General features: G+C 64.9%; 12 protein-coding genes. 3 read left to right on the top strand and 9 right to left on the bottom strand.

What is annotated here, in order from left to right:
• Positions 1–27: 27 nt before the first annotated feature.
• Complete coding sequence (locus tag N2604_RS29380; RefSeq protein ID WP_260371537.1) at positions 28–2,337, bottom strand: xanthine dehydrogenase family protein molybdopterin-binding subunit; 2,310 nt, start codon at positions 2,335–2,337, stop codon at positions 28–30.
• Between the two features lie 224 nt (positions 2,338–2,561).
• Entirely contained in the window at positions 2,562–3,029 is a 468-nt protein-coding gene (locus N2604_RS39465) for a DUF1127 domain-containing protein (RefSeq protein WP_311739671.1), read from the bottom strand.
• Between the two features lie 438 nt (positions 3,030–3,467).
• Between N2604_RS39465 and N2604_RS29390 the strand changes: the two genes are divergently transcribed.
• Positions 3,468–3,617 carry a hypothetical protein gene (locus N2604_RS29390; protein WP_260371538.1) on the top strand — a complete coding sequence of 50 codons (150 nt, stop codon included), beginning with the start codon at positions 3,468–3,470 and terminating at the stop codon, positions 3,615–3,617.
• 238 nt (positions 3,618–3,855) lie between these two features.
• On the opposite strand, the gene N2604_RS29395 is transcribed toward N2604_RS29390, so the two are convergent.
• From N2604_RS29395 to N2604_RS29420, 6 genes are all read right to left on the bottom strand, one after another.
• Positions 3,856–4,308 (bottom strand): DoxX family protein, encoded by a 453-nt coding sequence (locus N2604_RS29395; protein ID WP_197962276.1) that lies wholly within the window; start codon positions 4,306–4,308, stop codon positions 3,856–3,858.
• A gap of 136 nt (positions 4,309–4,444) precedes the next feature.
• Complete coding sequence (murJ, locus tag N2604_RS29400) at positions 4,445–5,974, bottom strand: murein biosynthesis integral membrane protein MurJ (RefSeq protein ID WP_260371539.1); 1,530 nt, start codon at positions 5,972–5,974, stop codon at positions 4,445–4,447.
• A 220-nt stretch (positions 5,975–6,194) separates the two neighbouring features.
• Complete coding sequence (locus N2604_RS29405; protein ID WP_260371540.1) at positions 6,195–7,382, bottom strand: DegT/DnrJ/EryC1/StrS aminotransferase family protein; 1,188 nt, start codon at positions 7,380–7,382, stop codon at positions 6,195–6,197.
• Between the two features lie 10 nt (positions 7,383–7,392).
• Entirely contained in the window at positions 7,393–8,397 is a 1,005-nt protein-coding gene (locus N2604_RS29410; protein ID WP_260371541.1) for a Gfo/Idh/MocA family protein, read from the bottom strand.
• Positions 8,398–8,581: 184 nt separating this feature from the next.
• Entirely contained in the window at positions 8,582–9,994 is a 1,413-nt protein-coding gene (locus N2604_RS29415) for a mannose-1-phosphate guanylyltransferase/mannose-6-phosphate isomerase (RefSeq protein WP_260371542.1), read from the bottom strand.
• A gap of 7 nt (positions 9,995–10,001) precedes the next feature.
• Positions 10,002–10,991: an SDR family NAD(P)-dependent oxidoreductase gene (locus N2604_RS29420; protein WP_260371543.1), complete on the bottom strand. Its 990-nt coding sequence runs from the start codon at positions 10,989–10,991 to the stop codon at positions 10,002–10,004.
• Positions 10,992–11,201: 210 nt separating this feature from the next.
• Between N2604_RS29420 and N2604_RS29425 the strand changes: the two genes are divergently transcribed.
• Together N2604_RS29425 and N2604_RS29430 are read left to right on the top strand one after the other, a co-directional pair.
• The gene (locus tag N2604_RS29425) at positions 11,202–12,161 is read left to right on the top strand and encodes a lysylphosphatidylglycerol synthase transmembrane domain-containing protein (protein WP_260371544.1); all 960 of its coding nucleotides are present in this window, start codon (positions 11,202–11,204) and stop codon (positions 12,159–12,161) included.
• Positions 12,158–13,177 carry a glycosyltransferase family 4 protein gene (locus N2604_RS29430; protein ID WP_260371545.1) on the top strand — a complete coding sequence of 340 codons (1,020 nt, stop codon included), beginning with the start codon at positions 12,158–12,160 and terminating at the stop codon, positions 13,175–13,177. Before N2604_RS29425 ends, N2604_RS29430 begins: the two co-directional genes overlap by 4 nt.
• On the opposite strand, the gene N2604_RS29435 is transcribed toward N2604_RS29430, so the two are convergent.
• On the bottom strand, positions 13,165–14,112 hold the full coding sequence (locus N2604_RS29435) for an NAD-dependent epimerase/dehydratase family protein (RefSeq protein ID WP_260371546.1): 948 nt from the start codon (positions 14,110–14,112) through the stop codon (positions 13,165–13,167). The two genes, N2604_RS29430 and N2604_RS29435, sit on opposite strands and share 13 nt — an antisense overlap.
• Positions 14,113–14,140 lie beyond the last annotated feature (28 nt).

Below are 14,140 nucleotides of genomic sequence, written 5' to 3' on the forward strand. Positions count from 1 at the left end.
TTATTCCCGTGCCCGCGGAGATCGGGTTTAGAGGCTGTGGCGGCGGTGGTGCTCGTTGATCGCGATCCACACCCGCTCCGGCGTTGCCGGCATGTCGATGTGGTCGATCTTGTATTCGCGCCAAAGCGCGTCGACGATGGCGTTCACGATGGCCGGGCAGGAGCCGATCGCGCCGGCCTCGCCCGCCCCCTTAACCCCCAGCGGATTGGTCTTGCAGGGGATGTTGTGGGTCTCGAACACGAAGGACGGACCGTCCGCCGCGCGCGGCAGTGCATAGTCCATGTAGGTGGCGGTGATCAGCTGGCCGTCGGTCGGCCCATAGACCACCTGCTCCATCAGCGCCTGCCCTATACCCTGCATGGCGCCGCCATGCACCTGGCCGGCCAAGAGCAGCGGATTGAGCGTCTTGCCGAAATCGTCGACGATCACGTAGTTGACGATCTTGATGATGCCGGTCGCCGGATCGATCTCGACCTCCGCCAGGTGCGTGCCGTTCGGGTAGGTGCCGTCGGCGCTGGCGAAGGTCGCGCTGCCATTCAGCTTCGACGGATCAACGCCGGGCCGCTTGGTGAGATCGGCGAAGGAGATCGAGCGGTCGGTGCCGGAGATGCGGACCACGCCGTCGGTAATCTCGAGGTCACCGGCGCTCGCTTCCAGCGCCTGCGCTGCAAGCTCCTTCAGCTTCTTGCCCAACTCGCCCGCAGCGCGCTCCACGCAGACTCCGCCCGTGGGGATCGAGGCCGAGCCGCCGGTCCCGAGGCCCGTCGCGATTTCATCGGTATCGCCCTGGTGGATATGCACACGCTCGGGCGGCAGGCCGAACTGTTCTGCGACGATTTGCGCATAGGCCGTCTGGTGGCCCTGCCCGCTCGACTGTGTGCCGATCAGGACGGTGACGTCGCCGTTGGGATCGAGGCGGACATTGGCCGTCTCCTCGCCCATCACGCCGCAAATCTCGACATAGCTCGCAAGGCCGATGCCGCGGATAAGCCCCTGCTTCTTGGCCGCCTTGGCACGCTTGGGGAATTCTTTCCATTCCGCGATCTCCATCGCGCGCTTCAGATGCGCGGCGAAGTCGCCGGAATCGTAGACCTTGCCGGTCGCGGTCTTGTAGGGCAGCGCCTTCGGCGGGATGAAATTCTTGCGGCGGATGGCATCCGGCGTCATGTCGAGCTTTCGCGCGCAGGCATCGACGAGGCGCTCGATGACATAGGCGGCTTCGGGCCGGCCCGCGCCGCGATAGGCATCGACAGGCACGCTGTGGGTGAAGATGGTGCGCACCCGGCAGTGGAAGGCCTGGATGTCGTAGAGGCCCGGCAGCATGCCGGCGCCGCCATGCGGGATGTAGGGCCCGAAGGTCGACAGATATGCGCCCATGTCGCCCATGAGGTCGCAATCCATGGCGAGGAACTTGCCGTCTTCACTCAGCGCCATCTTGGCGGTGGTGACGTTGTCGCGGCCCTGCGCATCGCCCATGAAATGCTCGGAGCGGTCGGCCGCCCATTTCACCGCCTTCTTCAGCTTGCGCGCGGCGACGGCCATCAGGGCATATTCCCGATACGGAAACAGCTTTGTGCCGAAGCCGCCGCCGACGTCGGGGCAGATCACCCGCATCTTTTCGGTGGGGATGTTGAGCACGTTCTGGCACAGGATGTCGCGCAGGCGGTGGCTGCCCTGACTGCCGACCGTCAGCGTCAGATGGTCGCGCTTGGAATCGTATTCGCACACCGCCGCGCGCGTCTCCATGAAGCTTGCAACCACGCGCGGATTGACGATCGAGATTTCGGCGACCGCATGCGCTTTCGCAAAGGCCGCGTCCACCGCCGCCTTGTCGCCGATCGAGACGTCGAACAGCACGTTGCCGGGCTTGTCGGGCCAGACCTGCGGCGCGCCCTTCTTCACGGCATTGACGACGCCGGTCACCGCCGGCAGCGGCGACCATTTGACCTCGATCGCCTCGATCGCGTCGCGGGCCTGGTCGATGGTCTCGGCGACCACGAAGGCGACGGCATCGCCGACATGCCGCACCTCGTCCTTGGCGAGGATCGGGTAAGGCGGGCCGGTGAACGGATCGGTCTCGAGATTGAACAGGCAGGGCAGATTGCCAAGATCCTTCACCTCGTCCGCCGTCAGGATCAGCGCAACACCGGGCAGGCCGCGCGCCCGACTCGTATCGATGGTGTATTTGGCATGCGCATGCGGCGAGCGCAGCACCAGGCAGCGCAGCGCGGCCTGCGGCGCGTAATCGTCGGTATAGCGGCCCTTGCCGCGGATGAGCGCGTCATCCTCCTTGCGCAGCACGCTTTGGCCAACGCCGAACTTGATGGGAGCCGCCATTGTCTATCCCGTTCTCATGGTTGTTTTGCGGACCATATTGCCGTGGAAAAAGTGGCAAGGCAAACGGGTTTAGGCATGCGCATGGGTCGCGGGCGGGGAAAGCGCCGCGCCCCCGTCACCATGCCGTCCAGATTGCGCCGCGAAACAAGACCTCATCCTGAGCAGCCCGCCAAAAGCGGGCGTCTCGAAGGATCGGCCGCGAAGACGCCGCCCACCTTAAAAAGTTACATCCCACTGCGCCTCCATAGATCCATCGTCCGATCTCGCAGCCTTTCGATAGCGCGCTCAGGCGCGATGTGGTCGATCTCGCCACGCGTCAGGCCGATGTCCATCAGCTCCCTGTCGCTCAGGTCGTGCAGGGTGACTCGTGCCTCCGGCACTGCTCCCAAAACGCGCGCCAGTATCGCCCGAGCCGGCTCAAGGCGATGGAGAAGTCGAGGCGAAGCCGCGCGGCGTCGACCTCCGGCTCGCTTGTGCCGTTCGTCAATTGTGGTGGCATCGGACGCTCCTGCTGTTGTGCCGGCAGGGAGCGTGGCCAATGAAAAGGCCCCGTCCGATGCCGGCGGGGCCTGGTGGAAAAGATGTCGTCGTCGAAATCCTAGCGCACGACTCCTCCCACCGCCCGGCCGAAGCGGGTGATGTGGTTGCAGGAGACTTTGCGCGACGATTTGATCATGAGACGCCAGTAGCACGACAATTTCGCAAAATCAAGAGATGCATGGAGACTGATTGCATCCTCAAGGCGAACCCTCACGCCGGCCAATTCGTCTTTCAAGCTGACGCGACGAAGGGGGTTGCCCCAACCGCGCACAACGGACCAGCCCCGCGAAGAGCGCTTGAGGCGCGCGATCGTTCAGAGCGGCGGCTGAACGAGAGGCGACAGTCGGATGACCCTTGAAATGGGCTCCGACCATTATGTAGGCAGCTCTGTCCTGTACCTGACGTTCGGCGCCGCGCACAACGGCGGGTACGACAGCTTGTTGGGTTCAATTCGCTGCTTCCGCGACGCATGGTGAGCTAACGCGCTTCCGAGCATTTCGGCGGCTTGCCACTTTCTGGAGGGCTTGTCGCACGGCTCCCGTTCGGCCACACTCGTCGCATTTCAAGTAGTTGTTTGGAAGGGTGACCTCATGCCCGAAGCATTGGAAAGCCTGTTGTGGTGTGCCGCGCTCGCGACGTGGCTGATGCTCTTCTCCAGGATCCTAGGTGAACACCTGAAGCCGCTCTCGAAACACCTCGGCCATCTGATCGCGGTTGCTTTCAGGCTCAGGACGAAGTGACGCAAAACGGCCTCGGCGCGGCTTGGCAGCTGTCAAACTGGCAGAACTGCTCGTTGTTGCTGGCGTGAAGAGAACGGACCATGCGCGCGCATCGTGCGGCCGCACTGTGTCGTGACTCAGCGGGTGCGGTGACGCTGCGTAAGCATGATCCGGAAAAGTGCGAAGCGGTTTTCCGGAAAGATCATGCGTGAACAACAACCTAAAGCGCGATGATGATTCATCCCAATCTCATCGCGCTTTAGCGTCCCACCCTCCGGTCGAGGGAGAACCGGCCTCCTCCGGTGACCAGGATCAACAGAGCGCCTCCCATGATCGAGATGTTCTTCAAGAAGTTATTGTACTGGCCAATCTGTTGCGGACCGGCGGGATACTCCCAGTAACGATGTGCAATTGCAGTGGCCGACAATACGAATAGAAACGTCAAAATTGCGCAGTAGCGCGTGCCGATGCCGAGTATCAAGCCAACCGATATCACGATTTCCAGCACGACGTTGATCGTCGTGAACAGCTGGGGCACCGGGAGGTTCAGCGACCGAAAATAACTCACCGAGCCACTGAAGTTGGTGAGTGCTCCATAGGCGCTTCCAACGAAGACCCATGCAAGCAGGACACGACCGATGAGGATGAGCAGGTCGGCGTTGCTGGTGGCGAACTCGTCGATCCGCGTGGACCAGGGTGAGCGGAATGGCATGGTAGCTGCCTCGTCTCGTGAGCAGGGCACCCGAATATCGGAAAATCGTATCACGATCGGCGGACCTTATGAAGGATTCCGGTCGCCGATGCCCGCCGTGTGAGGCAGCGATAGGTGGATAAATCTGGATGCGACCCTAGCCGCGCACCAGCGAGACCAGCCAGCTGCGGCCGAACAGCACGAGGATCGCGAGCGCGTAGACGATCGTGCCGCCGACGGCGAGCAGAGCCAGCGTCGCTTCGTCCCGGAAGGCGTGCACCGAGGCAAGAGCGGCCGGGCTGAAGCGCGCAATCAGCCAGAACGCGGCGGCGAGGATCAATCCGGTCAGCAGAAATTTGGCGAGCGACAACAGCCAGGCGCGGTCCAGCACGAGGAAGCCGCGCCGCACGGCGAAGAACAGCACCAGCAGGAGATTGGTCCAAACGCCGACAGCAGTGGCCAGCGCGAGGCCAATCTGGGCCAGCGACCCCATCAAGGCAACCTTCAGCGCGACGTTGACGGCGATGCCGGTCAACGACGCCCGCACCGGCGTCGCGGTGTCCTTGCGGGCATAGAAGGTCGCGACCGCGCTGCGGATCAGCACGAATGGGATCAGGCCGATCGCATAGGCCGCGAGCGTGGCGCCGGCGGCTGCGGCATCGGCCTTGGAGAACGCGCCGCGGGCGAACAGCGCGCGCATGATCGCGTCGGGCACGGTGACGAAGGCGGCGACGAACGGGATCGAGAACAGCAACGTGAAATCGAAGGCACGGCGCTGCGCCTTCATCGCGCCGTCATGGTCATTGGCCGTGATGCGCCGCGACATCTCCGGCAGCAGCACCGTGCCGATGGCGATGCCGATGACGCCGATCGGCAGCTGGTTGAGCCGGTCGGCATAATAGAGCGCCGACAGCGCGCCCGCAGGCAGGAAGGTCGCGATGATGGTGTCGGCGAACAGCGCGACCTGCGTGCCCATCGAGCCCAGCGTCGCAGGTCCCAATGCCTTGAAGAAGCCGCGGACGTCTTCGTCGAGCTTGAGCGGCGCAAAGCGCGGCAGGCCGCCATGGCGGGCGAGATCACCCGCGAGCAGGAAATATTGCAGGAAGCCGGAGATGAGCACGCCCCAGGCCGCGGCATGGCCGGCGGTCGGAAACCAGACGGCAACTGCCAGCGTCATCATCATCGCGACGTTGAGGAAGATCGAGGCGGCCGCGGCGCTGGCAAAGCGCTGCATCACGTTGAGCATGCCGCCATAGAGCGTCACCAGCGTGATCAAGAGGAGATAGGGAAAGGTGATGCGGGTCAGCTCGATCGCGAGCTTGCGCTGCTCGGCTTCCTCGGAAAAGCCCGGCGCCAAAATGCTCATGGCCTGCGGCATGAACAGCCAGGCGGCGATCAGCAGCACCACCTGCGAGGCCAGGAGCAGCGTGAAGATGCGGTCGGCGAACAGGTGAGCCGCCGCCTCGCCCTTCTCGCCATGGACATGGGCATAGGCCGGCACCCAGGCGGCGTTGAAGGCGCCCTCGGCGAAGATCGCGCGGAAATGATTGGGCAGCCGCAGCGCCACGAAAAAGGCATCCGCCACCGGGCCGGCGCCGAGGATCGCCGCGAGCATGATGTCGCGGGCAAATCCCGTCAGCCGCGACAGCAGCGTATAACCACCGACCGTGAAGATGCGTCCGAGCATGCGTCTCTCATAAAGACTTATCGGACAGAGGTCGATTGCATCTTGCGATGCGCATCACTGCGCCCTCTCCCCTTGTGGGAGAGGGCAGCGGCGGCAGTAGACACAAACTCACTTGGGTGAGGGGTATCTCTCCGCGCATACCGGGCGGAGAGAGACCCCTCACCCGTCTCGCCGCTTTGCGGCGAGCCACCCTCTCCCGCAGGGGGAGAGGGGAAGAAAATCAACCCGCCAGCGCGCCTTGCACGGCGGCGATGATTCGCTCCTGGTCGGCCTCGGTCAAATAAGCATGCATCGGCAGGCTGATGACATCCTGCGACAGGCTCTCGCAACCGGGCAGCCCACCTTCAGCGACCGGGAAATGCTTGTAGGCGGTCTGCTGGTGCATCGACTTGCCGTAATAGACTGCGGTCGGCACGCCCTGGGTCTTCAGCGCGGCGGCAAAGCCGTCGCGGTCGGTGCCTTTGGGCAGGCGGATGGTGTACTGCGCCCAGACCGAGGTGTTGCCGGGCGCAAGGCGCGGCACGGTGACGACATTGGACAGCCCGCGCGCATAGCGCTCCGCGACCTTGTTGCGGGCGGCGATCTCGTCGTCAAAGATCTTCAGCTTCTCGATCAGGACCGCGGCCTGCATGGTGTCGAGCCGGCCGGTGAGGCCGAGGCGGACATTGTCGTATTTGTCGACGCCCTGCCCGTGCACGCGGATGCTGCGCAAGGTGGCGGCGAGCTCGTCGTCATCGGTGAAGATCGCCCCGCCGTCGCCGAAGCAGCCGAGCGGCTTTGCCGGGAAGAAGCTGGTCGCGGTGGCGTGGCCGAAGGTGCCGAGCTTGCGGCCCTTGTAGCTCGCGCCAAAGCCTTGCGCGGCGTCGTCGAGCACGAACAGGCCCTCGGCCCTGGCGATCTCGGCGATGGCATCGTGATCGGCGGGCTGGCCGAACAAATCGACCGGTATCACCGCGACCGGCTTGAGGCCTGCCTTGCGGGCGGTGGCGATGCCGCGCTTGAGCGATTCCGGGCTCATGTTGAAGGTAGTCTCGTCAACGTCGACATAGACCGGCGTCGCGCCGGTCCGTGCCACCGGCGAGGCCGTCGCGATGAAGGTGAAGGACGGGCACAGCACGGCATCGTCGGGCCCGACATTCCTGGCCATCATCACCATCAGGATGGCGTCCGTGCCGCTGGCGCAGCCAATCACATGCTTGGCGCCAGCGTAGGCCGCAAGCTGCTTCTCGAGCTCGAAGACCTCGGGTCCGTTGACGAACTGGCAATGATCGAGCACGCGCTTGACGGCCGCATCGAGCGAGGCGCCGAGCCGGCGGCGCTGCGAGGCAACGTCGATGAAGGGAATGAGTTCGGAACGCAGATGCTGGTTCATGACCTGATTCTTGGCGGCTTCCTGAGTGGTCGACATGGAGAAGAGATCAGCCGGCGACGCGGCGGGGCGCCTTGCGCGCGGGTGATGTCGCCGCAGGACGCGAGGGCGTCTCCAGGCACTGCGTGGCGATCTCGAGGCTGGCAACGCCCTCGTCGCCGGTCACCGCCGGCGCCTCGCCGTGCCGCACGGCCTTGAGGAACGCGATCAGCTCGGCGCGGAGCGGCTCGTCATGGCCGACCGGCAGATGCCGCATCGAGTAGCTGCCGTCCGGCTTGAAGCCGAAGCATTCGGTGACCTGGCGCGTCAAGAGATCGCCCATCACGTATTTGCCGCGCGTTGCGACCGTGACGCTGCGCGCCTTGAACGGCGTCAGCCAGTTGGTGTTGATGTGGGCGAGCACGCCGTTCTCGGTGCGGAACTGCAGCAGCGCGATGTCCTCGCGCTCGGCGACCGCGCTCGACAATTGCGGCTGCACCTCGACGATGTCGGATTCGGTGAACCAGCGGATCAAATCGATGTCGTGCACAGCAAGGTCGATGACGACGCCGACATTGGACATGCGCGGCGGGAACGGGCCGACGCGGGTGATCGCGATGGAGAGAATGTCCTCGCCCGCGATCGCCTGCTTGACCGCAGCAACCGCCGGATTGAAGCGCTCGACATGGCCGATCATCAGCGTGACGCCCGCCTTCTGCGCGGCGGCGACGATCTCGCGGCCCTCTTCCACCGTGGATGCGATCGGCTTCTCGACCAGCACGTGGATGTTCTTGGCGATGCAGGCGAGCGCGACCTCGTGATGCAGATGGGTCGGCGCTGCGATGGTGACGGCATCGACACCGGCGCTGAATAGCTGGTCGAGCGTCTCGAAGCTTTCGCAATTGGCGAGTTCGGTTGCCCGCGTGCGATGCGCCGGCGAGGGATCGACGACGCCGACGAGGCTGACGCCGGGCAGGCTGCTGAGCACGCGCGCATGGTTGCTGCCCATCACGCCGGCACCAATGACACCAACGCGCAAGCCGGCCTTTGCCGGTGCAGACCCTTTGGAACTCATCTGAGCAAACCCCGATTCAACGCAAATCCCCCGGCGCGCTTCTAGCACGGACGCCACATTTGTGGCGAATGCCGCGCTAGCGGTCCGGACACGATTTGATTCAAAAAGTTACACGTTCCCCGGGCCTTAGGCCGAAAAGGATACCGCTTCTCGGCCCGGGGGCGCGTGATTCGGAGCTTGCTGGTTACGACCTTTGATAGTCGTCTTCAATCCGGATGATGTCGTCTTCCCCGAGATAAGAGCCGGTCTGGACCTCGATCAGCTCCAGCTGGATCTTGCCGGGATTCTCCATCCGGTGGACGGCGCCCATGGGGATGTAGATCGACTCGTTCTCGTGCACCGTCTTCACCGTCTCGTTGACGGTCACCTGCGCCGTGCCGCGGACCACGATCCAGTGCTCGGCACGATGGTGGTGCTTCTGCAGCGACAGCCGCCCGCCCGGCTTCACCACGATGCGCTTGACCTGGTGCCGCTCGCCATTGTCGACGGATTGATAGCTGCCCCAGGGCCGGTGCACCTTCAGATGCTCTTCCGTGACCTTCGGCGCGACCGCCTTCAGCTTCGTCACCAGGCGCTTCAGCCCGTTGGCATCCTTCTGGCGCGAGACCAGCACCGCGTCCGCCGTGGCGACCACGACGAGATCGTCGACGCCTTCGAGCGCGACCAGCGCGGAATCCGTGGTGACGTTGCAGTTGCGGGAATCCTCGAACACCGCGGTGCCGTGCGCGGCATTGCCCAGCGCGTCCTTCTCGGACAATTCCCACACCGCGTGCCAGGAGCCCACATCGGACCAGCCGCACGACACCGGCACCACGGCGGCGCGCGAGGTCTTCTCCATCACCGCATAATCGATCGAGATCGCCTTGGCCGCGCCGAACGCCTCAAGCTCCAGCGTGACGAAGCCGAGATCGCGGCCGGCATTGTTGACCGCATCGGTGACGGCCTCGACGCTTGCCGCATCGACCTTGCGGTATTCGTCGAGCAGCACGCTCGCCGGGAACATGAAGTTGCCGCTGTTCCAGAGATAGCCGGAATTGACGTAGTCGGAAGCCTTCACCGCATCCGGCTTCTCGACGAAGCGCGCAACCGCATGCACCTCGCCCGAGATCACCTCGCCCGGATTGATATAGCCGTATTCGGTGGCCGGCCGCTCCGGCTTGATGCCGAAGGTGACGATGCGCCCGGCATTCGCGGCCGCAAGGCCCTCGCGGCAGGCGGCGACGAAGGCGGCATTATTCTGCACGACGTGATCGGCAGCGAGCGCGAGCACGATCGCCTCATTGGCGCGGTTCTGCGCAAACACGGCGCCGGCGGCGATCGCAGGGCCGGAATCGCGCCGCATCGGCTCGAGGATCACGTCGGCCTCGATGCCGATCTCGGCGAGCTGCTCCAGCACCATGAAGCGATAGGACGCGTTGGTGATGACGATCGGCCGGTCGAACAGGGAAGGCTCGGACACGCGCAGCAGCGTGTCCTGGAACGTCGAGCGCGTGCCGAACAGCGGCAGGAACTGCTTGGGGCGCACCTCGCGCGAGGCGGGCCACAGCCGAGTGCCGGCACCGCCGCACATGATCAGGGGGATTATGCGTTTGTCCATCGTGATCTCAAACCTTGAAATAGTCCCGATACCAGGTGACGAAATGATGGACCCCATGCTCGATCGGCGTTGACGGTGCAAAGCCGGTGTCGCGCATCAGATCCTCGACATCCGCGAACGTTTCCAGCACATCTCCCGGCTGCATCGGCAGCAATTCTTTGATCGCCGACCGGCCCAGCTCCCGCTCCAGAAGACCGACGACGTGCATCAGTTCCTCCGGATGATGATTGCCGACATTGTAGAGCTTAAACGGCGCATTTGCGGCAGCCGGATCATCCGCAGGCACGAGATCGATCAGCTTGGACACGACGCGCGTCACATCGTCGATATAGGTGAAATCGCGGCGCATCTTGCCATGGTTGAAGATCCGGATCGGCTTGCCGGCCATGATGGCGCCCGCGAACAGAAACATGGCCATGTCAGGGCGGCCCCATGGCCCGTAAATGGTGAAGAAGCGCAGCCCGGTGACCGGCAGGCGATAGAGATGGCTATAGGACTGCGCCATCACCTCGTTCGCCTTCTTGGTCGCGGCATAGAAGCTGACCGGATGGTCGGTGCGGTCCGCAACCGCAAATGGCAGTTTTGTGTTGGCGCCGTAAACGGAGGATGACGAGGCGTAGACCAGATGACGGCAGCCATTGTTGCGGCAGCCCTCCAGCACGTTGAGAAAGCCGACGAGATTGGAATCGGCGTAAGTCTGCGGCTGCTCGATCGAGTAGCGCACGCCGGCCTGCGCGGCGAGATGCACGACTTTGGCAAAACGATGTTGCGCAAACAGTGCCGCCATGGTCTCGCGGTCGGCGAGATCCGCCTCGACGAACGAGAAACGGGCCTCGTCCCTGAGCAGAGCAAGGCGCGCTTTCTTCAGCGCCGGATCGTAATAGCTGTTGAGATTGTCGAGCCCGACGACGGCGTGGCCTTCGCCCAGCAGCTGCCGGGCGACATGGAAGCCGATGAAGCCGGCGGCACCCGTGACCAAAATCGCCTGATCCGTCATCCTGTTCCCTGGGGGACCCCTCGTCCGATCCTGTTTAGCCGCCACCTCGAGGGGGTCGCAATAGGCTCCCCGCTCCTTCACGAGGTCTCGTCATGGCGTCCTTAACGACGGCTATTGCAAGATCGGCGCCAAAACCATACCAAAGCGCCCGAATTCGGCGCCTCGCGTCGGGTTGCCTCAATCTTCGCAAACCCTGTTCATGCGGACGAGATGCGCCGAATCCTGTTGTCGACGGCCAAAATCCTGATTTCCGTGGCGCTGCTCTATCTGGCGCTACGCAAGGTCGACCTGTCTGAGCTGTTTTCCCGCCTCACCGTGACCAGCCTGTTCTGGATCGGTGTGGCGATCGCGGTCACGTTCCTGCAGATCTTCGTCGGCGTGCTGCGCTGGCGCGAGATCAGCGTCGTCTGCGGCGCGCCGCTCGAGCTCCGCCGTGCCATGCGCTACAACGTGATCGGCTCGTTCTTCAACCAGACGCTGCCGTCCGCGATCGGCGGCGATGCGGTGCGGCTGTGGCTGGTCGCGCGCGCCGGCGCCGGCTGGCGCGCGGCGACCTACTCGATCTTCGTCGACCGCGCCATCGGCCTCATCGCGCTCGCGATCGTGATCGTCGCGAGCCTGCCCTGGAGCTACACCCTCATTACCGATCCGCACGGGCGCTCGGCGCTGCTGCTCATCGACCTCCTCGCGCTGGCCGGCGGCGTCGGCTTCCTGATCTTCGGCGCGCTGAAATGGCGCTGGCTGAAGACCTGGTGGGCAACGCACCACATTCACGCCTGCGCCGTCATCGCCAATCGCGTGATCTTCAGCCGCACCCATGGCCCCCTCATCGCAATCCTGTCGATCCTCGTTCACGTGCTCGCCGTCGTCATCGCCTGGTGCGTCGTGCAGTCGATTGCGGCCCCGGTTCGCTTCAGCGACGTCTTTCTGCTCGTGCCGCCGGTGATGCTGATCACGATGATGCCGATCTCGATCGCCGGCTGGGGCGTCCGTGAAGCCACGATGAGCCTTGCGTTCGGCTTTGCGGGACTTTCCGCCAACGAGGGCGTCAACGTCTCGCTGCTCTACGGCGCCGTGTTCTTCATCGTCGGGGCATTCGGCGGCCTGGTCTGGATCCTCAGCGCGGAGAAAGCCGCGCAAGGGTCGGCCCCGATCGGAGTGCCGGAGTGAGCTCGGCTGCCGATGCGCTTGCCGGCGCGGCCCTGCTGCTTGCCGTTGCGGCCGCCGCGCTGATCTCGGCGCTCGTGACCTGGACCAGCCGCCCCCTGCTGCAGCGCTACGCGCTGGCGCGGCCGAATGCGCGGTCCTCCCATCGCATCCCGACCCCGCAGGGCGCGGGCATTGCGGTGATCGCCGCGACGCTGATCGTCGCCTCGCTGTGGGGGGTCTCGGCCAATGTCGCGATCCCGCCGGCGCTGGTCGCTGCGACAATCGTGATCGCGCTGGTCGGCTTCGCCGACGACATGGTGTCGCTGCCCGTGCTGGTGCGGCTGGTGCTGCAGGCCGCCTGCGTCGGCGCCGTGGTGTTCACCGCTCCCGAGACGGCGCGCATCGTGCCGGCGCTGCCGCTTGCGCTGGAGCGCGGCCTCGTCGTCCTTGCCGGCGTCTGGTTCGTAAACCTCGTCAACTTCATGGACGGGCTCGACCTGATGACGGTGGCGGAAGTCGTTCCGGTCACCGCTGCGCTGCTGCTGCTGGGGATGCTCGGGGATCTCTCATGGCCGGCCGTGCTGATCGCCACCGCGCTGTGCGGCGCCATGCTCGGCTTTGCGCCCTTCAACCGTCCCGTCGCAAAAGTCTTCCTGGGCGATGTCGGCAGCCTGCCGATCGGCCTCCTGCTCGGCTGGTGCCTTTTGGAGCTTGCGTTTCGGGGGCAGCCGGCCGCGGCGCTGCTGTTGCCCGCCTATTATCTTGCCGATTCCACCATCACGCTGTTCCGGCGCATCATCCGGCGCGAACCGTTCTGGTCGGCGCACCGCACCCACTTTTATCAGCGTGCGACCGACAACGGGTTCACGGTGAAGCGGGTGATCGGCGAGGCATTCGCGCTCAATCTCGTACTGGCATTGCTCGCCATCGCTACCGTTCGCTCCGGCTCGACGGCGATCACGATCGTCTGCCTCATCACAGGGGCGGCCGCCGTCGCATTCGCCCTGCGGCGTTTCTCCGGCGCTCAGGTGACTTGAGCCGACACGGCGAGCCGCAGCCCCTCGTCGAGGGAAACCTCCGGCCGCCAGCCGGTCGCGAGCGCCTTGGAGACGTCGAGCTCGAGCGAGCCGATCAGGCTGTCATGCATGTCCTGCCGGCCGATCACGCGGAAAAGCGCGCTGAGCAGGCCCGGCGGCATGCCGAACAGCCGCGGGCTCCTGCCGGACGCCTTCGCCAGACGCGCGATGAATTCGGGCGTCGAGAACTGCTCGCTGTCGGCGAGCAGGAATATCTCGAAATGGCCGGCCGCATCTGGATGAGTGAGCCGATGCAGGATGAAGGACGACAGGTTCTGCACGGCAAGGAAGGCGCGGCGATTGCGGATCGCGGCGAACGGCAACGGCACCCCGAGGTTCATCGCGCGCGTCAACAGAGCGAAACTTCCCTTGGCGCTCGCGCCGTAGACCATGGGCGGCCTGATCACAGAGATCTTCATGTCGCACTCGCGCGCGAGCGTCCTCAGGCCCGCCTCGGCCGCGGCCTTGGACGTCCCGTAGAGGCCGCGCGGCGTCGGGACGTCGTTCTCGCTGAAGGGGGCCCTGCCCTCGGTGCTGCGGCCATGCACCAGCACGGTGCTGATGAAGATGAAATGGCGCACGCCGGCCATCGCCGCGCTGCGCGCCAGGCGCACCGTGCCGGCGGTGTTGACGTCCTGGTAGAGCTGGGCCGCATGCTCCTCGCGCCTGTGATGCACGCGCGCGGCAAGGTGGACGACCGCCTCCACCCCCTCGAGCGCGGCCCGCCAGTCGGTGTCGGGGCCGATCGATTCGATCACGACCTCGCCGTCGATGCCCTGCCGCTTGCGGACCACGGGGCGGACCGACCATCCCTCGCACGCCAGCGCCTGCCCGAGATGACGGCCGATGAAGCCGCTCGCTCCCGTCACCAGCACGACTGGCTTACGTTCGCTCATCGTTGATCCCCGAGCGCGAGATTGCGCA

Origin of the sequence: Bradyrhizobium sp. CB1015 (genome assembly GCF_025200925.1) — a bacterium.
Taxonomy (GTDB): domain Bacteria; phylum Pseudomonadota; class Alphaproteobacteria; order Rhizobiales; family Xanthobacteraceae; genus Bradyrhizobium.